Source organism: Gymnodinialimonas sp., assembly GCF_059726805.1.
The window spans coordinates 183,907-201,941 of record NZ_AP041059.1 but is presented as its reverse complement, the minus strand read 5'-3'; the positions used below and the strand labels follow the sequence as shown (position 1 = coordinate 201,941).

The window sequence follows — 18,035 nt, the reverse complement described above, 5'->3', positions numbered from 1 at the left end:
CGTGTAGATTCGCCCCTGGGGGATTTGACGATGAACGCGCAAGTGACGCCGATGATGGCGCAATATCTGGAGATCAAGGCACAGCATCCCGATGCGCTGCTGTTCTACCGGATGGGCGACTTCTACGAGATGTTCTTTGACGACGCCGTCGCGGCGGCGGAGGCACTGGACATCGCGTTAACCAAGCGCGGCAAGCACCATGGTGAGGATATCGCCATGTGCGGCGTGCCCGCGCATTCGGCTGAATCGTACTTGCTGACGCTGATCCGCAAGGGCTTTCGCGTTGGGATCTGTGAGCAGATGGAGGACCCGGCGACCGCGAAAAAGCGGGGTGGGTCCAAGGCCGTCGTGCGGCGAGAAGTCGTGCGTCTGGTCACGCCCGGTACGCTGACGGAAGACACGCTGCTGGAGGCGCGGCGGCACAATTACCTGGCGGCCTACGCCGACGTGCGCGGCGAAGGAGCGTTGGCTTGGTGCGATATCTCCACCGGGGATTTCCGGGTAATGCGGTGCCCGGCGGTGCGGTTGGGGCCAGAACTGGCGCGACTGTCTCCGAAAGAGGTGCTGGTGTCCGATGGGTTGGACGTAGCGCGACAGGATTCGATTGTGGAACTGGGCGCGGCGGTGACGCCACTTTCGCCGGGGTCTTTCGACAGCGCCTCGGCAGAAAAGCGCCTGACGGCGTTGTTTGGCGTGTCCACTATGAAAGGATTCGGGTCGTTTGAGCGGGCCGAGATCTCGGCCCTGGGCGCGTTGATCGACTATCTGGAGCTGACGCAGAAGGGCGCGTTGCCCCTGCTGCGCGCACCGCGTCAGCAATCGGCGGATCGGTTGCTGCAGCTGGATACCGCAACGCGGCGCAATCTGGAGCTGACCCATGCGCTTTCCGGCGGGCGGGCGAACTCGCTCTTGTCGGTGCTTGATCGGACGCAAACCGCAGGCGGCGCGCGGTTGTTGGAGCGGCGGTTGACGGGGCCTTCTACCGATCTGGAGGTGATCCGCGCACGGCACGAGGCGGTTGAATTTTTTGTCTCTGACACACTGGTTAGAGACACCCTGGAAGCAGAGTTGCGCCGTATTCCTGACCTTGATCGCGCCCTGTCTCGGCTGGCGCTTGATCGCGGGGGGCCACGGGATTTGTCGGCCATTCGCGATGGTTTGACGGGTGCCGAGCGCCTTTCGGGCGCCTTGAAAGATGTCGATCTGCCGCCACTTCTGCGAGGGGCCGCCGCGGATCTTGGAGGGCATGACCAGCTATCCGACCTGCTCGGCGCCGCTTTGGTGGCGGAGCCTCCGGTGCAACTGCGCGATGGCGGCTTGATCGCGAGCGGCTACCACGAGGAACTTGATGAAGCGCGCACCCTGCGCGACGAAGGGCGCGGTGTGATCGCCTCGATGCAGGCAGAATACGTGGAGGCAACCGGCGTCAGCGCGCTGAAAATCAAGCACAACAATGTGCTGGGGTATTTCATCGAGACGACGGCGACCCATGCCGAGAAGATGTTGAGCCCGCCCCTGTCGGAGCGGTTCATTCATCGCCAGACGACGGCGAACCAGGTGCGCTTCACCACGGTCGAATTGTCTGAGTTAGAGACGAAGATCCTCAACGCGGGCAACCGGGCGTTGGAGATTGAGAAAACGCTGTTTCAATCCCTTCGGGACGCCATTCTGGAGCTTCAGGACGAGATCGGCCAAACGGCCCGCGGCTTGGCGGAGCTGGACGTGGCCGCGGCGCTCGCGCGCCGCGCGCGGGAGGGCGATTGGACCAAGCCAGACATGACGGAGGATCGGTCGTTTCATGTCGAAGGCGCCCGGCATCCGGTCGTTGAGGCGGCTTTGGCGCGGGACGGGACCGCCTTCGTGGCCAACGATTGTGACTTGAGTGCGGAGGACGGCGCCGCGATTACCCTGCTGACCGGGCCGAACATGGCGGGTAAGTCGACGTATCTGCGGCAGAACGCATTGCTGGCGATTATGGCTCAAATTGGCAGTTTTGTGCCTGCACGGCGCGCCAAGATCGGACTGGTGAGCCAGGTGTTCAGCCGGGTTGGGGCCTCTGACGATCTGGCGCGGGGACGCTCGACGTTTATGGTCGAGATGGTGGAGACGGCGACGATCCTGAACCAGGCAGACGACCGGGCGCTGGTGATCCTGGATGAGATCGGGCGCGGGACCGCGACTTATGATGGCCTGTCGATTGCCTGGGCGACGTTGGAGCATTTGCACGAGACCAACAAATGCCGCGCGCTGTTTGCGACGCATTACCATGAGATGACCTCGCTCGCGTCCAAGCTGGACGGGTTGGCGAATGCCACGATGGCAGTGAAGGAATGGGAGGGGGAGGTGATCTTCCTCCATGAGGTGAAAGAGGGCGCGGCGGATCGGTCTTACGGGGTGCAGGTGGCGAAGCTTGCGGGGTTGCCCGACGCGGTGATCGCGCGGGCGCAGATCGTGTTGGACGCGTTGGAGAAGGGCGAGCGGGAAGGCGGACAGCGCAAGGCGGTGATCGATGATCTGCCGCTTTTCGCGATGACGCCCGCGCCTGTGGCGAAGCCTGCCGCCCCTAGCGCGGTGGAAGAAAAACTACGCGCCGTGCATCCCGATGAGATGACGGCGCGTGAAGCTTTGAATTTGCTCTATGAGCTGAAGGCAGAGCTTAGTTCGTAGGCGTTTGTCCAGCGGGTGTGGACGAAACGCCCACCTGTGCGGGACGCAATAGGCGGTCGTGCAACAGGAAACCTTCCGACATGACCTGGATGATGTCGCCGGCCTTGGTGCCGGGAACGGGGGCTTCAAACATCGCCTCATGTTCCTGGGCGTTGAAGCGGTCGCCGACTTCGGGGACGACGGGGACGATGCCATGCTTGCCGAAAATGCTGATCAGCTCGCGCATCGTCAGCTCTACCCCTTCGACCAGCCCGCTTGCGGCTTCACGCGTGCTTTCATCCGCGGCATCCAGCGCGCGGCGCATGTTGTCGTAGACCGGAAGCAGATCGCGCGACAGCTTGGAGCCGCCGTATTGCTCGGCCTCGCGACGGTCGCGGTCGGCGCGTTTGCGCATATTCTCGGCCTCGGCCATGGCGCGCAGCATGCGGTCGCGCAGCTCATCCCGCTCAATCTCTAGCGCGGCGATGACATCGTCGACGCCGGACGTATCTTCCTCGGCCAACGAGACCTCGGGTGCCGCGTCTTCCGCGTGTTCATCTTCAAAGAATTCGTCGTTCGGTTCGCCCATACTACCCTCTTACAACTGGCCTCTTACGACCGGTCGGAAATCAGCCGTCCAACCAGCTGCGCCGTGTAATCCACAATCGGAACAATACGCCCGTAATTCAAACGGGTGGGCCCGATGACCCCGACTGCTCCGACGATCTTTCGATCAGAGTTCATATAGGGAGACACCACCAGAGAGGAACCCGAAAGTGAGAACAACTTGTTCTCTGAGCCAATGAAAATGCGCACACCATCGCCATCTTCGGTCAATTCAAGGAATTCGGTGATGTCGCGCTTGCGTTCGAGGTCGTCAAAGAGCTGACGGATGCGGTCGAGATCCTCGGATTCCTGCGAGTCGGACAACAGATTCGACCGCCCCCGCACGATCAACCGGGCGGAACTGTCGCCTTCGCCGTCCCAGACCGCGAGACCAGATTCGATGAGGCCAGAGGCCAAGACATCAATCTCGCGCCGCCGCGTCTCGATTTCGGCCTCCATCTGGGCGCGGATGGAGCTGACGGTTTGCCCCTCGATCCGGGCGTTGAGGAAATTCGCGGCTTCCCGTAGGGCGCTTTGTGTCATGCCAGCGGGCGGCGTGAAGAGGCGGTTTTCGACATGGCCGTCGGAGAAGACCAGAACCACGAGGGACTGCGTGGCGGAAAGGGTCACGAACTCGATATGTTGGATGGGCGCTTCATGCTTGGGCGTCAGGACAAGGCTGGCGCTGTGGGTGGCAGAGGCCATGGCCGAGCCGACTCTATCCAGCAGGCCAGAGACGTCCGTGGCGTTATCGCCCAGGGTGTCATCGAGCGCTTGCTTGTCATCGTTGGAAAGATCGCCGACCTCCAGGAAGCCATCCACGAACATCCGAAGGCCCTGCTGCGTCGGCATCCGGCCTGCGGAGGAATGGGGAGAGTCGAGCAATCCCATGTATTCCAGGTCCTGCATGGTGTTGCGCACTGTGGCGGCCGAGACCTTCTCGGACAGGGTGCGCGTCAGCGTGCGGGAACCGACCGGTGCCCCAGTTTCCAAATACCCTTCAACGACACGGCGAAAAACCTCGCGCGAGCGGTCGTTGAGGTCTTCGAGGATTTTGCCTTGATCCGTCATATCGCTTTGCGTTCGCGTTTGGTGGGCGTTCGGGGTTGCAGGATGACACTGCGCCGGACTATCCCGACAGCACCATCATCCCCGGTGTATCAGGAGATATTTATGCGTCCTTCCGGCCGAAACCTAGACGAAATGCGCGCCATTTCCATTGAGACCGATGTGACACGCCATGCGGAGGGGTCTTGCATGATCCGCTGCGGCGACACGCATGTGCTGTGCACCGCCACGCTGGAGGCGCGCGTGCCGCCGTTTCTAAAGAACTCTGGCCTTGGGTGGGTAACGGCGGAATACGGCATGTTGCCCCGCGCCACACACACCCGGATGCGGCGCGAGTCGGCGGCGGGCAAGCAATCGGGCCGGACGCAGGAGATTCAGCGGTTGATCGGGCGGTCTTTGCGGGCAGGCATTGACCGCTCAGCCTTGGGAGAGCGTCAGATCACCGTGGATTGCGATGTGATCCAGGCCGACGGCGGGACGCGCTGCGCCTCGATCACGGGGGGATGGGTCGCCTTGCGGCTGGCGATCAACAAGCTTCTGAAATCTGGCGAGATCGTCACGGATCCAATCATCGACCATATCGCCGCCGTATCTTGCGGGATCTATGCGGGCCAACCGGTGCTCGACCTCGATTATCCGGAGGATTCGGAAGCAGGGACCGACGGAAACTTCATCATGACAGGCGCCGGAAAAGTGGTGGAGCTGCAAGCCAGCGCGGAAGGGGCGACATTCTCTCGCGATGAGTTCAATGAGCTTTACGGGCTGGCGGAGAAGGGCATCGCGGAGCTTGTCAAAGCGCAGGCTGCGGCGACGTCGTGAGGCGGTTTACCGGCGATCAGCTTCTGGTGGCGACCCATAATCAAGGCAAGCTTGATGAGATGCGGCACCTGTTGGAGCCGTTGGGCATCCGCGTGACGGGCGCCAAGGACCATGGGTTGGCGGAGCCGGACGAGACGGAGACAACCTTCGTCGGCAACGCCCGGATCAAGGCCCATGCAGCCGCGAAGGCGACTGGATTGCCCGCGTTGAGCGATGATAGCGGGATCGAGATTGACGCCTTGGACGGCGCGCCGGGTGTTTATACCGCCGATTGGGCTGAAACACCCAACGGACGGGACTTTCGGATGGCGATGGAGCGGACCCACCGCGAGTTGGAAGCGATCGGGGCGACGCATCCCCGTGTCGCGCGGTTTTGCTGCACCCTCGTTCTGGCATGGCCCGATGGCCATGATGAGGTGTTTCCCGGTGTGATGGAGGGCCAAGTCGTATGGCCGATGCGGGGAGAGGAGGGCCATGGGTATGATCCAATCTTCCAGCCCGACGGCTATGACGTGACCTTCGGAGAGATGGACCGTTGGGAAAAGAACAAGATCAGCCATCGGGCGAAAGCTGTGGCACAACTGGTGAAGATTTTTGGCGACGGGTGAGGCGGATTGGAATGCGGGGGGCTTTGGCCTCTATATCCATTGGCCGTTCTGTGAAGCCAAATGCCCCTACTGTGATTTCAACAGCCACGTTTCGGCCCGTATCGACCAAAGTTCCTGGCTGCGGGCGTATCTATCCGAGATTGAACGGGTCGCCGCAGAGCTGCCCGGTCGCACCTTGGGCAGCGTTTTCCTTGGCGGGGGCACGCCTTCGCTTATGGAACCAGCGAGTGTTGCCGCGATTCTAGAGACGGTAAGGCGGTTTTGGCCCGTTGCAAATGATTTAGAGGTGACGCTTGAGGCGAACCCTTCGTCGGTCGAGGCGGGTCGGTTTGCGGGATATCGGGACGGGGGGGTTAACCGCGTCTCTGTCGGCGTTCAGGCGCTGAATGACGCGGACCTGAAGCGACTGGGCCGGTTGCATTCGGTTCGCGAGGCCTATGCGGCCATCGATATTGCAAGGTCTACGTTTGAGCGGGTGAGCTTTGATCTGATTTACGCGCGACAGGACCAAAGCCTGGGGGATTGGCGTGGTGAGTTGGCTGAAGCGCTGGATTTGGCGGCTGATCACTTGTCGCTCTACCAACTGACAATCGAACCTGGGACGGCCTTTGGGGCTCGCCATGCGAGGGGCGGGTTGAAGGGCCTTCCGGGCGAAGATTTGAGTGCGGATATGTATGAGCTGACCCAGGACCTTTGCGGTGCCGCGGGGTTGCCGGCCTATGAGGTGTCGAACCATGCGGCTGATTTCGGGCAGTCACGGCACAATTTGATCTATTGGCGGGCTGGGGACTACGTGGGAATTGGGCCCGGCGCCCATGGTCGTGTGACTTTGAAGGGACGGCGATACGGGACCGAGACGTTTCTACAGCCTCAGGCATGGCTCGATGCCGTTGCGGCCTGTGGGTCAGGTGAAAGTGCGCGTGTTGAAATTACATGGGAGGAACAGGCGGAGGAATATCTGATGATGTCTCTGCGTTTGGACGAAGGCTCTGATTTAGAACGCTTTTCGCGTCTACGCGGGGGAGAGTTGGATCAGGGAAAGGTGAGGGAGCTGACGGAGCTTGAGCTGTTGACCCAATCCGGATCGCGCCTTCGGACGACGCCGAAAGGTCGACCGGTCCTGAACGGCATCCTGAGAGAGCTTTTGGCCTAGCCTCAGGTCGTGTTCAGAAGACGCAGAAGATCATCAAGCTGAGATAGGTCTTTGTATTTAATAGATAATTTTCCACCGCCCGCGTCGGTGTCGTGATCAATCACAACGCCCATCCCGAGGATGCGCGACAGATCACTTTCAAGGATCCGTGTGTCAGCGTCCTTTTGCGGGGCCTTGCCTCGCGACGTCTTCTTGCTGGACTTGGCTGGGGTCTTTGCGGCCTTCTCCACCTCTCGCACCGACAGGCCGTCTTTGACTGCGCGCCTGGCGAGGTTGATCGGATCATCCGCCGTAATCAAGGCGCGCGCATGTCCTGCGGACAAGAGGCCTTCCTGCAGGAGGTTTTGAATCTCATCCGGGAGTTGCAGGAGACGCATCGTATTGGCGAGGTGGCTTCGGCTTTTCCCCATGGCCGTGGCGAGTTGATCCTGGGTGTGGCCGAACTTTTCCATTAGCTGGCGATAGCCCTGGGCCTCTTCCACAGGGTTGAGGTCAGCGCGTTGGATGTTTTCGATAATGGCGACTTCGAGGACTTCCGTATCGTCGAAATCGCGCACAATGGCGGGCAGATCATGGAGTTGAGCGATCTGCGCGGCGCGCCAGCGGCGTTCGCCAGCGACGATCTGGAAACGGGTTGTATCCTTGGGATCGGGGCGCAGGATGAGAGGTTGGATGATGCCTTTCTCTCGGATCGAAGCGGCGAGTTCTTCCAATGCGGATTGCGAGAAGTGCCGACGGGGTTGATCGGGGTTGGGGCTGATCTGCTCAACCGGAATCAACCGCTCCGCCCTTGAGGGAGTCACCGGGGACTCAGATGCCTCGGGAGTTGTCGCGTGAGGCTCGATGTCCGCCATAAGGGCGGATAAGCCGCGGCCAAGTCCCCTTTTATCTGTGCTTCTGGCCATTATGACGCCTCCTTGATCGGAACTTCGCGGTCCATGAGCTCTTGTGCCAGATCCAGATAGGCCTGGCTTCCCTTTGAGGCGGGATCGTAGGCGATCACCGGCATGGCAAAAGAGGGCGCCTCGCTTAGGCGGACATTGCGGGGCACCATGGTTTTGAACACCAAATCCCCGAGATTGGCGCGGGCGTCTTCCTCAACCTGGCGGCTGAGGCGGTTGCGTGCGTCGTGCATGGTGAGAACAACGCCTTCAATGCGGAGCGAGGGATTGGCGGTTTCGCGCACCTCTCGGACGGTCAGCATGAGTTGCGACAGGCCTTCCAGCGCGAAGAACTCGGCCTGAAGAGGTACCAGAATGGCATCGGAAGCGACGAGCGCGTTGAGGGTAAGAAGGCTGAGCGACGGCGGGCAATCGATGAGCACGTAATCATAGGTTGCCGTTGATTCCTTGAGGGCATCTTTCAGCAAGAACACACGATTGTCGCGCTGCCCAAGCTCCACATCCGTTGAGCTGAGATCTGTGGTCGCGGGCGCAATGGAGAGGTTTTCGACTTCCGTCGGGATCGCCACGTCTTCCAATGCGGCGCCGTCAATCAAAAGGTCATAGGTCGTGCGTTCCCTGGCGCCCGCATCGATGCCCAAGCCCGTCGATGCGTTCCCCTGAGGGTCAAGATCCGCGATCAGAACGGACTTCCCGCTTGCAGCCAAGGCGGCGCCGAGGTTGATCGCCGTTGTGGTTTTGCCCACGCCGCCTTTCTGGTTGGTGATCGACAGGATCCGCATTTAGCAATCTCTTCCAACGATGTCGTTTTGAAACCGAAGCACAACGGCATCGGGGTCCGTCACGCTGGCGATAGCGTCAGCTTTGGATTGCCAGTCGAGCGACAGGGATTCAAGCTCTGCTTTGTAGGAGCTGCCTTTTGGGAAAAGCAGGCACGTCTTCGCCGTCATATGCGGTGTTGCGTGGTCGATAAGGGTCAAAAGCTGGCTGAGGGCCCGGGCAGAGATCACATCGGCGGATTGGGGCGGGATGTCGGAGATACGGTGCGCCAGGATTTCCGCTTGGACGTCCATTTTTCTTGCGGCCTCTCGCATGAAGCCGCACTTTCGGATGTCACTTTCCACGAGAGTTACGGAGAGCTGTGGCTGGGTATCGCGGGCCATCGCGGCAACGACAAGACCTGGAAATCCGCCTCCGGAGCCCAAGTCGAGCCAATGGGTCGCGGCCTTTGGCACCAGTTCGAAGATCTGTGCGGAGTCGACGAAATGACGACTCCACGCTTCATCAAGGGTGGACGGGGCAACAAGATTGATTGTCTTTTGCCATTTAAGAAGGAGGGTATGAAAAAGCTCCAGCCGCTCCATTGTTTCACGTGAAACACGTTCCGCGATCCATGCCTTTGCCTCGTCGGTCGTCATGCCGAGAGACGTTGCAAATGACGGAGTTTGGTAAGGATCAGAGCTAGCGCGGCCGGTGTCATTCCGTCGATTCGTCCGGCCTGGGAAAGGGATGTTGGGCGGATTTTCAGGAGCTTAGAACGCAGCTCGTTCGATAGGCCAACGACTGAGTCGTACGGGAAGTCCTCTGGGATCGGCTTAGCTTCGTCGCGTTTGAGTGCGGCGGCATCGCGGTTTTGGCGTTCGATATAGATCGCATAGGTCGCTTCGATCTTCAGCTGTTTCGCGGTGGCTTCGTCGATGCTGGAAAGCGAAGGTTCTAGAGGTTCCAGGTCGGTCAACTCGACCGTGGGGAACGCAAGCAATTCGGCACCGGTGCGTTTCTTTCCGTCAGAGTTAACGGTCATTCTTGCCGCCGCCGCCTTCTTAGGCGTGATTAGCAATTGATCCAGGATCGCCTGCCCAGATGAAAGTCGTTCCATCTTATCTTCGAAAACGATCTGACGCTCTTGCGAAATCAGCCCGAGGCTCTTTGCCAAAGGCGTCAGACGCTGATCCGCGTTGTCCGCCCGTAGCGACAAGCGATATTCAGCGCGGGAAGTGAACATGCGGTACGGTTCCGAAACGCCCCGAGTTACGAGGTCATCAATCAACACGCCGATGTAGGACTCGCGTCGACTGAACGTGATACGTTCTTTTTGAAGAGCACGAGAAGCAGCATTCAATCCAGCGACCAACCCCTGTGCGGCCGCTTCTTCATATCCTGTCGTGCCGTTGATCTGCCCCGCCAGGAACAAACCTGGATGGTCCTGCAACTCAAGCTCCGCATTCAGGCATGTGGGATCGATGTAATCATATTCGATCGCATAGCCCGGCTGAAGAATCACCGCCTGCTCCAGACCTTTAATGGAATGCACATAGTCCAGTTGCACGTCCATGGGCAGCGAGGTCGAGATCCCGTTGGGATAGATCACGTCTGTCGTCAGGCCTTCCGGCTCTAGGAAGATCTGGTGCGACGACTTATCGGCAAACCGAACGACCTTATCCTCAATCGACGGGCAATAGCGCGGGCCAACACCGTCGATATGACCCCCGTACATCGCAGAACGAGCCAGGTTTTGTTCGATAATATTGTGGGTCGTCTGGTTTGTATGGGTAATGCCACAGGCGATTTGCTGCGCCTGGATGCGTGCTGTCAGAAACGAGAAGTACGAGGGATCCTCGTCGGCCGGTTGTGTATCGAGACTGCCCCAGGCGATCGATTTTCCGGCAAGCCTGGGCGGCGTTCCGGTCTTCAGGCGCCCCATGGGAAGATCCATCGCCATCAGGCGCTCGGCCAGTTTGACCGAGGGATTCGCGCCAAAACGCCCACCAGACTTCGCTTCATCGCCGATGTGGATGACACCGCGCAGAAAAGTCCCCGTCGTCAGAACGACCGCTTGGGCCGCGATCTCTTGACCATCGGACATCACCACACCGGCCACCGTACCGCTCTTGACGACAAGGTCAGCGACCTCGCCCTCCAACACAGTCAGAGACGAAATCCTTGCGACATGGCGTTGAATGGCTCGTTTATACAGTTCCCTGTCGGACTGCGTTCTAGGCCCTTGAACAGCCGCGCCTTTCTTGCGGTTCAGCAACCGGTATTGGATGCCCGACGCATCCGCGGCCACAGCCATAACACCCCCCAGCGCATCAATTTCCCGCACCAGGTGGCCCTTCCCAAGCCCCCCGATCGCCGGATTGCAGGACATCACGCCAAGATCGTCTTTTCGCAGCGTAATCAGCGCTGTCCGCGCGCCGGCACGGCATGCGGCATCCGCCGCCTCAACGCCAGCATGCCCGCCCCCAACAACGATCACGTCAAATTCTGGATGTTTCACGTGAAACACTCCTACTTCCCGATGCAGAACCGAGAGAAAATTTCGCCCAAGAGGTTCTCTACATCCACGTGCCCAATGACCGAGTCAAGCAAGCGTTGAGCTTCCCTGGTATGTTCAGCAACCAATTCCAACTCGCCCGTAGAGTTCAGCACGTCCAACGCCACACCTAGTGCTCGCCAAGCGCCTTCAATTCCCTCACGCTGTCGTTCTGTAACAGCGGAGCGCACCTTCGCCATCCGCTCACCCAGCGTCTGCTCTATATCCCGCAGCAAATCGTCAATGCCCACACCGGTAATACCAGAGATACCACCTCCCTGATCCGCCTTCGCGCGGCACCTTAAGTCGATATGTCCGACCAGCGCCTCTGGTTCCACCCAATCATCCGTTTCAAGCAGAACCCTCAAATCGGCCGCAAGGGCACGGTCAACCGCCCTGTCGACGCCAATCCTCTCAACGGTATCTTCCGTTTCACGCAACCCAGCAGTGTCCAGAAACGTCACCGGAAGCCCTGATACATCAAGCCGCGCCTCGATCACGTCCCGCGTTGTCCCGGCAACATCAGACGTGATCGCAATATCACGGCCCGCCAAAGCGTTCAGTAGCGTTGATTTTCCCGCGTTAGGCGCCCCAATCAGTGCAACCTCGAAGCCATGACCCAACCTTTCCGCAACACGGGCGCCCGTAATTTCACCGTCAAACTCGCGTCTTAACCCTTCCAGAAGTTCGCGAACTTCCGGTGTGACATCGACCGGCACATCTTCATCCACAAAGTCAATCGAGGCCTCCAACAGCGCCGCAGCTCGGATCAATTTCGCGCGCCAGCCTGCAGATTTGCCAGAAAGACCGCCCTCAAAACTCGCCTGAGCAACTTGTCTTTGCGCCTCCGTCTCGGCGTCAATCAGACGTCCCAGACCCTCTACCTGGGTCAGATCCAACATGTCGTTCAACAGGGCGCGTTGGGTGAACTCTCCCGCCTCTGCCATACGCGCCAGCCCCGTCGCGCGGATCGCGTCTTCCACGGCCCGCACCACTGCCACACTTCCGTGCAATTGGAGTTCTACCGTGTCCTCGCCAGTGAAACTGGCCGGGCCCTTGAACGCCAAGACAAGCCCGCGGTCCAACACCTCTCCAGTGGATGACATCACGTTCCGCAATCGAAATTCGCCGTGCCCTGGCAAAGTTCCAACCAGCTGACGCCCCACGTCAAAAGCATCAGGTCCGGAGACCCGAATGACCGCAACACCCGCTTTCCCCCGGGCCGTTGCCAGAGCGAAAATCGTCTGCACGGCGCACCCCTCAGGTATTCATCGAATCAAAGAATTCAGAGTTCGTCTTGGTCTGCTTCAGTTTCGAGATCAGGAACTCGATCGCGTCCGTCGTACCCATCGGGTTCAAAATCCGCCGCAAAACGAAGGTCTTCTGAAGATCCCCTTTGTCGACGAGCAGGTCTTCCTTCCGGGTGCCGGATTTGAGGATGTCCATGGCTGGATACACGCGCTTGTCTGCGATCTTGCGATCCAGAACGATCTCGCTGTTACCTGTGCCCTTGAATTCCTCAAAGATCACCTCGTCCATCCGGCTGCCGGTATCGATCAAAGCCGTCGCAATAATCGTCAAGGAACCCCCCTCTTCGATGTTTCGCGCTGCACCGAAGAACCGCTTGGGGCGTTGCAAGGCGTTCGCGTCCACACCGCCGGTAAGGACCTTACCAGACGACGGCACAACGGTGTTGAACGCCCGACCGAGCCGCGTGATGGAATCGAGCAAGATCACAACATCCCGCTTATGCTCCACCAATCGCTTCGCCTTCTCGATTACCATCTCCGACACCGCCACGTGGCGCGTCGCCGGCTCGTCGAAGGTCGAGGAGATCACCTCACCCTTGACCGAGCGTTGCATGTCCGTGACCTCTTCTGGCCGCTCGTCGATCAGCAGGACGATCAAGAAACATTCCGGGTGATTTGTCTCAATCGAATGGGCAATATTCTGAAGCAGCACCGTCTTACCGGTCCGGGGTGGCGCCACAATCAAGCTGCGCTGACCCTTACCAATCGGCGACACCAGGTCGATGATCCGGGCCGAGCGATCCTTGATCGTCGGATCCTCAATCTCCATGGTCATCCGCTCGTCCGGATAGAGCGGCGTGAGGTTCTCAAAAGCAACCTTATGCTTGGCTTGGGCCGGATCGCCAAAGTTGATCTGAGTGACGTTGACCAGGCAAAAGTACCGCTCATTCTCCTTCGGCGCCGACATCACGCCCTCAACTGTATCGCCCGTCCGTAACGAGTGCTGACGGATCATCTCGGGCGAGACGTAAATATCATCCGGTCCAGCCAGGTAATTTGCCTCCGGGCTTCTCAGGAACCCAAAACCGTCCTGCAAAACCTCCAATACACCATCGCCAGAAATCTCCCAGCCTTCCTCCGCCCGCTCACGGAGAATCTCGAACATCATGTCCCCCTTCCGCATGGTGGAGGCGTTCTCGATCTCAAGCTCTTCCGCCATGGGCAAAAGGTCTTTGGCGGCTTTCGCTTTCAGGTCAGCGAGGCGAAGCGTTTCAACTGTCATGGAAATATCCAACGTGCACATCGCTCAGCGCCACGGCGCGAGCTTATCGTGTCTTCTATGTGTGATGTCGTAGCCCCGAACGGAGTACGATTAGGGAGATATGACTTGGGCCCTGTCCTGTCAACTCACGGGCTAGGCCCGCGTCTAACTATAATGAAATAAGAAAATGAAGTTTTCTTGTCGTTTGTAGTAGGGCCGTGGATTTCTGACATAACCCAGTTCTCAAGTGCTTACTCACAAATCCACTTTCAATGTCTCCGCGTTATGACAAGGCTGGTGAGGAAGTCGGGAAACCAAATAAATATCACAAATTCAATGTTTTAATTGGAACATCAAAGCTCAAACTTCCTTGGACTCTTTGTGGATAAGCATGGATAACTCGGTTCTCCACGCGCAAAGCACGTCCAGTTCATCCCCGGGCAAAACCCCTTGGCCTTTTCACGAGAACTCGGGCAGTTTGGCGAAGGCACTCAAAACCCGCCCTTTTGTGAACACCGCTCCCCGCCTCGGTCCAAAACAATTCCACAGACTTATCCCAAACATGTTGCAGCTCGTCCTTGCCTCCGCCTCCCCGACACGGGCCTCGATGCTCAAAAAGGCTGGGGTAGAATTCGAATCGTCGCCTGTTCGAATCGATGAAGATGCGATCCGCAGGTCGCTGCAGGCAGATGATGCCTCCCCCCGTGATATCGCGGATACCCTGGCTGAGTTCAAAGCACGTAAAGCGGCCGAAAAGCACCCGACTGCCCTCATCTTGGGATCGGACCAGATCTTGGCGCTGAAGGGCGAGGTTTTTGGCAAATCATCGGATAGATCAGAGGCCGCAGATCACCTCCGCCGTCTATCGGGAAAAACCCACCACCTCTATTCGGCAGCTGTCGTCTACGAGGACGCAAAGCCGGTCTGGCGGGCTGTCGGCACGGCACGTCTGTCGATGCATGCACTCACGGACGCCGAGATCGATGCCTACCTTGACCAAGCCTGGCCTGAGGTGTCGGGATCTGTTGGCGCCTACCAGGCCGAAGCCCTGGGCGGGCAACTGTTTTCCCGCATAGATGGCGATTGGTTCTCTGTCCTCGGCCTGCCGCTGTTACAGGTCTTGTCCTATCTTCGAATGCGCGGGATGCTGAGCCCATGAGCAAAGATACGATCCCCCTCGCCGGTGTTATTGGTGACCCGATTTCCCATTCGCTGTCGCCACGCCTCCATGGCCACTGGTTGAAGCGCTATGGCCTGCGGGGGCACTACGTGCCGCTTCACATTAACCATGCGGATCTTCCCGACGCGCTGCGGACCCTGCCGCGCATGGGCTTCGTGGGCGTCAACGTGACCCTCCCCCATAAAGAGCTGGTCCTGTCCCTCGCTGACACCGTGACGGATCGCGCCGCCTTGATCGGTGCCGCCAACACGCTGACGTTCACCGCCAATGGGCAAATTCAAGCCGACAACACCGACGGCATGGGGTTCCTTTCCAACATCCGGCAAACCCTGCCGGGCTGGACGGCCTCCGCCGGTCCCGCGCTTGTCCTTGGCTCGGGCGGGGCGGCCAAGGCGATCGTCTCCGCCCTGGTGTCCGATGGCGCGCCGGTCGTGCATGTGGCCAACCGCACCCGCGCCCGCGCCGATGGGTTGAAAGAGCAATTTGGCGCCCGGGTCTCCCCCACCGATTGGACCCACATCCCGGATCTCATTGCCGATGCCGCGCTGATCGTAAACACGACGTCGCTGGGTATGACCGGCCAAAACCCCCTTGCGATTGACCTTTCCCGATTGTCGCCGCCCACGGTCGTCACGGATATCGTCTACTCCCCGCTGGAAACGGACCTGTTGCAAGAAGCCGCCGCGCGGGGGTGCGAAACCGTCGATGGACTTGGGATGCTACTGCATCAGGCCGTGCCGGGGTTTGAGCGTTGGTTCAGCTACACGCCCATGGTCGACGATGATCTACGCGCCGCTGTGCTGTCGGGATGAGCTTTGTTCTAGGCCTTACCGGCTCCATCGGGATGGGCAAAAGCACGACCGCCGACATGTTTCGCGCGCTTGGCGTGCCGGTATGGGATGCGGATGTGGCGGTCCATAAGCTCTACGGCGAGGATGGTGCAGCCGTCGGACCGATTGAGGCGCTTGTCCCAAACGCGACTAAAGACGGCGCCGTTGACCGCGGCGTTCTGCGTGACGCCATCGCCAAAGACCCCGCGATTCTCAAACAGATCGAGGCTCTCGTTCATCCGCTGGTCGCCCAAGACCGTTCCGCTTTCCGTGCGGCACATGCCGATGCGCCCCTGATCGTTTTTGACATCCCGCTTCTATTTGAAACCAACGGCGACGCGGCTTACGATGCCACCCTTGTCGTCACAACGTCCCCGGAAGAACAACGCCGCCGGGTTCTTGCCCGTGGCACCTCGGAAGAAACGCTGAAAAACCTTCTTTCCCGGCAAATGCCGGACGCCGAAAAGCGAGCCCGGGCTACATACGTTATCGAGACCGAGACTCTGGACGGCACCCGTGAAGACGTGGCACATTTGGTGTCTAAACTGACCAAGGACACATGATAGATGCGTGAGATCGTCCTCGACACCGAAACCACGGGCCTCAACCCCTACGACACGCCCCGCCACCGCATAGTGGAGATCGGCGCCGTGGAGGTGTTCAACCAGGTACCGACAGGCAAGACTTATCACCAGTACATCCAGCCCGAGCGCGACATGCCGAAAGAGGCGTTCGAGGTGCACGGCATCGGGGAAGACTTCCTGGCCGATAAACCCGTCTTCGCTGCCATTGCCGATGATTTTCTGGCCTTTGTCGGTGACGCCAAGATGGTCATTCACAACGCCGAATTCGACATGCGCTTCTTGAATGCTGAGCTGGAGTGGGCGGGAAGACCCGCCCTGCCCAATGACCAAGCCCTCGACACGCTGAAAATCGCCCGCCGCAAGTTTCCCGGCTCGCCGGCGTCGCTTGATGCCCTGTGCCGCCGTTTCGGGATCGACAACTCTGCCCGGGAAAAACACGGCGCATTGCTCGATTCCGAGATCTTGGCAGAGGTGTATTTGGAGCTGACCGGCGGGCGCCAAAAGGGGCTTAGCCTGTCGCAGGAGCAATCCACGACGACGCGTCACCAGGACGACAATTGGCGTCCGCGTCCGCGTCCCAATCCGCTGCCCTCGCGTTTGTCAGACACGGAAAAGGCCGCCCATGCGGCCTTTGTCGATGCGTTGGGGGACGATACCGTCTGGTCGAAGCTGCGCTAGGTTACGCAGTTCCCACCGGCTGCTGCGCCTGACGCGCTGCGATCTGCTGACGGTAAAGCGCCACGAAATCGATCTGATCGAGGTTCAGTGGCGGATAGCCGCCATCGCGTGTCACGTCCGAGATGATGCGGCGCACGAAGGGGAACAGCATCCGCGGGCATTCGATCATCAGGAACGGATGCAACTGCTGTTCGGCAATATTCTCGATCAGGAAAACGCCGCCATACTCAAGCTCGATCAGGAAGATCGCCTTGGGATCCTCCTCGTCCTTGGTCTTGCTGTCGACCTTCAGCTTCATGATGACGTCGTATTGGTTTTCCGTCGTGCGCTTGCGCGCGTCTAGCGCGACCTGCACCTGAATGTCGGGCTGGCCCTGCGCCACGACACCGTTCTGGACGGCGGCATTCTCAAACGACAGATCGCGAATGAATTGGCCCAGGATTTGCATCTTGGGAAGTTGCGCAGCAGCTGCCGGTGCGGCGCCTTCGGTTGCGTCGCCGTTTGCAGAGGCGTCGGACATCAGGGATTCTCCTTAATTCAAAGTTGAGCGTGCTTTAACAGGCCCTTTGCCGGGCCTCAATCCCTGCGCCAGCCCGAGGGGCCGGAGGGCCGCTCCACGTCTTCTTCCGTGTACGTGCCTTCGATGATCGTCTCATCCTGCGGTTGCCACCCGCGATCGGCGCGGACGGTCTGCACGTTCACCCGCTCTTTGATCTTCTTCAGAACAAACCGGCGCACCCCAGGAACCAGCAGGGCAAAGCCGACAAAATCGGTGAAAAACCCCGGCGTCAGCAAGAGCGCGCCGGAAAACAGGATCATCGCGCCGTGGGCCAAAGGCTCGGTCGGGTCGCGCAGATCGTCAAAGCTGTTCTTCAATTGCGCCATCGCCTGTGCGCCCTGGCTTTTGACCAAAGCCGTGCCCGCAATTGCCGTAAGCACCACGATCAGCAGCGTGGGCCAAAGTCCCAACCACCCGCCAACCTGAATAAACAACGCAATTTCAATCACCGGAACCGCGATGAACAGTATGAACAGCCACATATCTTAACGCCTTTTCAGCCCTCGCGCGGCCCCTTCACCGCATTTCATGTATTCCAGCCCCACGCGTGCAGGCGCAATGGACTTGATACCACC

18 protein-coding genes are annotated in these 18,035 nt (G+C 59.5%); 8 read left to right on the top strand and 10 right to left on the bottom strand.

What is annotated here, in order from left to right; translation table 11 throughout:
- Positions 1 to 30 precede the first annotated feature (30 nt).
- On the top strand, positions 31 to 2,667 hold the full coding sequence (mutS, locus tag AC6I9R_RS01040; RefSeq protein ID WP_461427077.1) for a DNA mismatch repair protein MutS: 2,637 nt from the start codon (positions 31 to 33) through the stop codon (positions 2,665 to 2,667).
- Here the strand turns inward: mutS and AC6I9R_RS01035 are convergent.
- Together AC6I9R_RS01035 and hrcA are read right to left on the bottom strand one after the other, a co-directional pair.
- Entirely contained in the window at positions 2,657 to 3,235 is a 579-nt protein-coding gene (locus AC6I9R_RS01035; protein WP_461426963.1) for a nucleotide exchange factor GrpE, read from the bottom strand. The two genes, mutS and AC6I9R_RS01035, sit on opposite strands and share 11 nt — an antisense overlap.
- Positions 3,236 to 3,258: 23 nt before the next feature.
- Positions 3,259 to 4,323 carry a heat-inducible transcriptional repressor HrcA gene (hrcA, locus tag AC6I9R_RS01030; RefSeq protein WP_461426964.1) on the bottom strand — a complete coding sequence of 355 codons (1,065 nt, stop codon included), beginning with the start codon at positions 4,321 to 4,323 and terminating at the stop codon, positions 3,259 to 3,261.
- Positions 4,324 to 4,425: 102 nt separating this feature from the next.
- Here hrcA and rph point away from each other — a divergent pair, with 102 nt between their 5' ends.
- The 3 genes from rph to hemW are packed head-to-tail and all read left to right on the top strand — an operon-like array spanning position 4,426 to position 6,900.
- The gene (rph, locus tag AC6I9R_RS01025) at positions 4,426 to 5,139 is read left to right on the top strand and encodes a ribonuclease PH (RefSeq protein ID WP_461426965.1); all 714 of its coding nucleotides are present in this window, start codon (positions 4,426 to 4,428) and stop codon (positions 5,137 to 5,139) included.
- Entirely contained in the window at positions 5,136 to 5,747 is a 612-nt protein-coding gene (gene rdgB, locus AC6I9R_RS01020) for an RdgB/HAM1 family non-canonical purine NTP pyrophosphatase (protein ID WP_461426966.1), read from the top strand. The genes rph and rdgB overlap by 4 nt, the downstream gene beginning before the upstream one ends.
- Positions 5,734 to 6,900, top strand: a complete 1,167-nt coding sequence (gene hemW / locus AC6I9R_RS01015; RefSeq protein ID WP_461426967.1) for a radical SAM family heme chaperone HemW — start codon at positions 5,734 to 5,736, stop codon at positions 6,898 to 6,900. The genes rdgB and hemW overlap by 14 nt, the downstream gene beginning before the upstream one ends.
- Positions 6,901 to 6,902: 2 nt before the next feature.
- Here the strand turns inward: hemW and AC6I9R_RS01010 are convergent, their stop codons facing one another.
- The 6 genes from AC6I9R_RS01010 to rho are packed head-to-tail and all read right to left on the bottom strand — an operon-like array spanning position 6,903 to position 13,650.
- Positions 6,903 to 7,805, bottom strand: coding sequence for a ParB/RepB/Spo0J family partition protein (locus AC6I9R_RS01010; protein WP_461426968.1), 903 nt, complete (start codon positions 7,803 to 7,805; stop codon positions 6,903 to 6,905).
- Complete coding sequence (locus AC6I9R_RS01005; RefSeq protein ID WP_461426969.1) at positions 7,805 to 8,584, bottom strand: ParA family protein; 780 nt, start codon at positions 8,582 to 8,584, stop codon at positions 7,805 to 7,807. The genes AC6I9R_RS01010 and AC6I9R_RS01005 overlap by 1 nt, the downstream gene beginning before the upstream one ends.
- On the bottom strand, positions 8,585 to 9,220 hold the full coding sequence (rsmG, locus tag AC6I9R_RS01000; protein WP_461426970.1) for a 16S rRNA (guanine(527)-N(7))-methyltransferase RsmG: 636 nt from the start codon (positions 9,218 to 9,220) through the stop codon (positions 8,585 to 8,587).
- On the bottom strand, positions 9,217 to 11,091 hold the full coding sequence (gene mnmG, locus AC6I9R_RS00995; protein WP_461426971.1) for a tRNA uridine-5-carboxymethylaminomethyl(34) synthesis enzyme MnmG: 1,875 nt from the start codon (positions 11,089 to 11,091) through the stop codon (positions 9,217 to 9,219). The genes rsmG and mnmG overlap by 4 nt, the downstream gene beginning before the upstream one ends.
- 2 nt (positions 11,092 to 11,093) lie before the next feature.
- Complete coding sequence (gene mnmE, locus AC6I9R_RS00990) at positions 11,094 to 12,368, bottom strand: tRNA uridine-5-carboxymethylaminomethyl(34) synthesis GTPase MnmE (RefSeq protein ID WP_461426972.1); 1,275 nt, start codon at positions 12,366 to 12,368, stop codon at positions 11,094 to 11,096.
- Positions 12,369 to 12,378: 10 nt separating this feature from the next.
- Entirely contained in the window at positions 12,379 to 13,650 is a 1,272-nt protein-coding gene (gene rho / locus AC6I9R_RS00985; RefSeq protein WP_461426973.1) for a transcription termination factor Rho, read from the bottom strand.
- 370 nt (positions 13,651 to 14,020) lie between these two features.
- Between rho and AC6I9R_RS00980 the strand changes: the two genes are divergently transcribed.
- From AC6I9R_RS00980 to dnaQ, 4 genes are read left to right on the top strand one after another with little or no spacing between them, the layout of a single operon-like run.
- On the top strand, positions 14,021 to 14,788 hold the full coding sequence (locus AC6I9R_RS00980) for a Maf family protein (protein ID WP_461426974.1): 768 nt from the start codon (positions 14,021 to 14,023) through the stop codon (positions 14,786 to 14,788).
- Positions 14,785 to 15,621 (top strand): shikimate dehydrogenase, encoded by an 837-nt coding sequence (locus tag AC6I9R_RS00975; protein WP_461426975.1) that lies wholly within the window; start codon positions 14,785 to 14,787, stop codon positions 15,619 to 15,621. The genes AC6I9R_RS00980 and AC6I9R_RS00975 overlap by 4 nt, the downstream gene beginning before the upstream one ends.
- Positions 15,618 to 16,202, top strand: a complete 585-nt coding sequence (gene coaE / locus AC6I9R_RS00970; protein ID WP_461426976.1) for a dephospho-CoA kinase — start codon at positions 15,618 to 15,620, stop codon at positions 16,200 to 16,202. Before AC6I9R_RS00975 ends, coaE begins: the two co-directional genes overlap by 4 nt.
- 3 nt (positions 16,203 to 16,205) lie before the next feature.
- Entirely contained in the window at positions 16,206 to 16,901 is a 696-nt protein-coding gene (gene dnaQ / locus AC6I9R_RS00965; RefSeq protein ID WP_461426977.1) for a DNA polymerase III subunit epsilon, read from the top strand.
- Between the two features lies 1 nt (position 16,902).
- Here the strand turns inward: dnaQ and secB are convergent, their stop codons facing one another.
- Both secB and AC6I9R_RS00955 read right to left on the bottom strand, forming a co-directional pair.
- Positions 16,903 to 17,421, bottom strand: coding sequence for a protein-export chaperone SecB (gene secB / locus AC6I9R_RS00960; RefSeq protein WP_461426978.1), 519 nt, complete (start codon positions 17,419 to 17,421; stop codon positions 16,903 to 16,905).
- A gap of 56 nt (positions 17,422 to 17,477) precedes the next feature.
- Positions 17,478 to 17,942 (bottom strand): FxsA family protein, encoded by a 465-nt coding sequence (locus AC6I9R_RS00955; protein ID WP_461426979.1) that lies wholly within the window; start codon positions 17,940 to 17,942, stop codon positions 17,478 to 17,480.
- Positions 17,943 to 18,035: the final 93 nt, after the last annotated feature.

What these genes read in the sequence shown, in the direction of transcription:
- mutS (WP_461427077.1), top strand. Translation starts at nt 31, where the DNA reads ATGAACGCGCAAGTGACGCCGATGATGGCGCAATATCTGGAGATCAAG.
- AC6I9R_RS01035 (WP_461426963.1), bottom strand. Translation starts at nt 3,235, where the DNA reads ATGGGCGAACCGAACGACGAATTCTTTGAAGATGAACACGCGGAAGAC.
- hrcA (WP_461426964.1), bottom strand. Translation starts at nt 4,323, where the DNA reads ATGACGGATCAAGGCAAAATCCTCGAAGACCTCAACGACCGCTCGCGC.
- rph (WP_461426965.1), top strand. Translation starts at nt 4,426, where the DNA reads ATGCGTCCTTCCGGCCGAAACCTAGACGAAATGCGCGCCATTTCCATT.
- AC6I9R_RS01010 (WP_461426968.1), bottom strand. Translation starts at nt 7,805, where the DNA reads ATGGCCAGAAGCACAGATAAAAGGGGACTTGGCCGCGGCTTATCCGCC.
- AC6I9R_RS01005 (WP_461426969.1), bottom strand. Translation starts at nt 8,584, where the DNA reads ATGCGGATCCTGTCGATCACCAACCAGAAAGGCGGCGTGGGCAAAACC.
- rsmG (WP_461426970.1), bottom strand. Translation starts at nt 9,220, where the DNA reads ATGACGACCGACGAGGCAAAGGCATGGATCGCGGAACGTGTTTCACGT.
- rho (WP_461426973.1), bottom strand. Translation starts at nt 13,650, where the DNA reads ATGACAGTTGAAACGCTTCGCCTCGCTGACCTGAAAGCGAAAGCCGCC.
- AC6I9R_RS00980 (WP_461426974.1), top strand. Translation starts at nt 14,021, where the DNA reads ATGGATAACTCGGTTCTCCACGCGCAAAGCACGTCCAGTTCATCCCCG.
- AC6I9R_RS00975 (WP_461426975.1), top strand. Translation starts at nt 14,785, where the DNA reads ATGAGCAAAGATACGATCCCCCTCGCCGGTGTTATTGGTGACCCGATT.
- coaE (WP_461426976.1), top strand. Translation starts at nt 15,618, where the DNA reads ATGAGCTTTGTTCTAGGCCTTACCGGCTCCATCGGGATGGGCAAAAGC.
- dnaQ (WP_461426977.1), top strand. Translation starts at nt 16,206, where the DNA reads ATGCGTGAGATCGTCCTCGACACCGAAACCACGGGCCTCAACCCCTAC.
- secB (WP_461426978.1), bottom strand. Translation starts at nt 17,421, where the DNA reads ATGTCCGACGCCTCTGCAAACGGCGACGCAACCGAAGGCGCCGCACCG.
- AC6I9R_RS00955 (WP_461426979.1), bottom strand. Translation starts at nt 17,942, where the DNA reads ATGTGGCTGTTCATACTGTTCATCGCGGTTCCGGTGATTGAAATTGCG.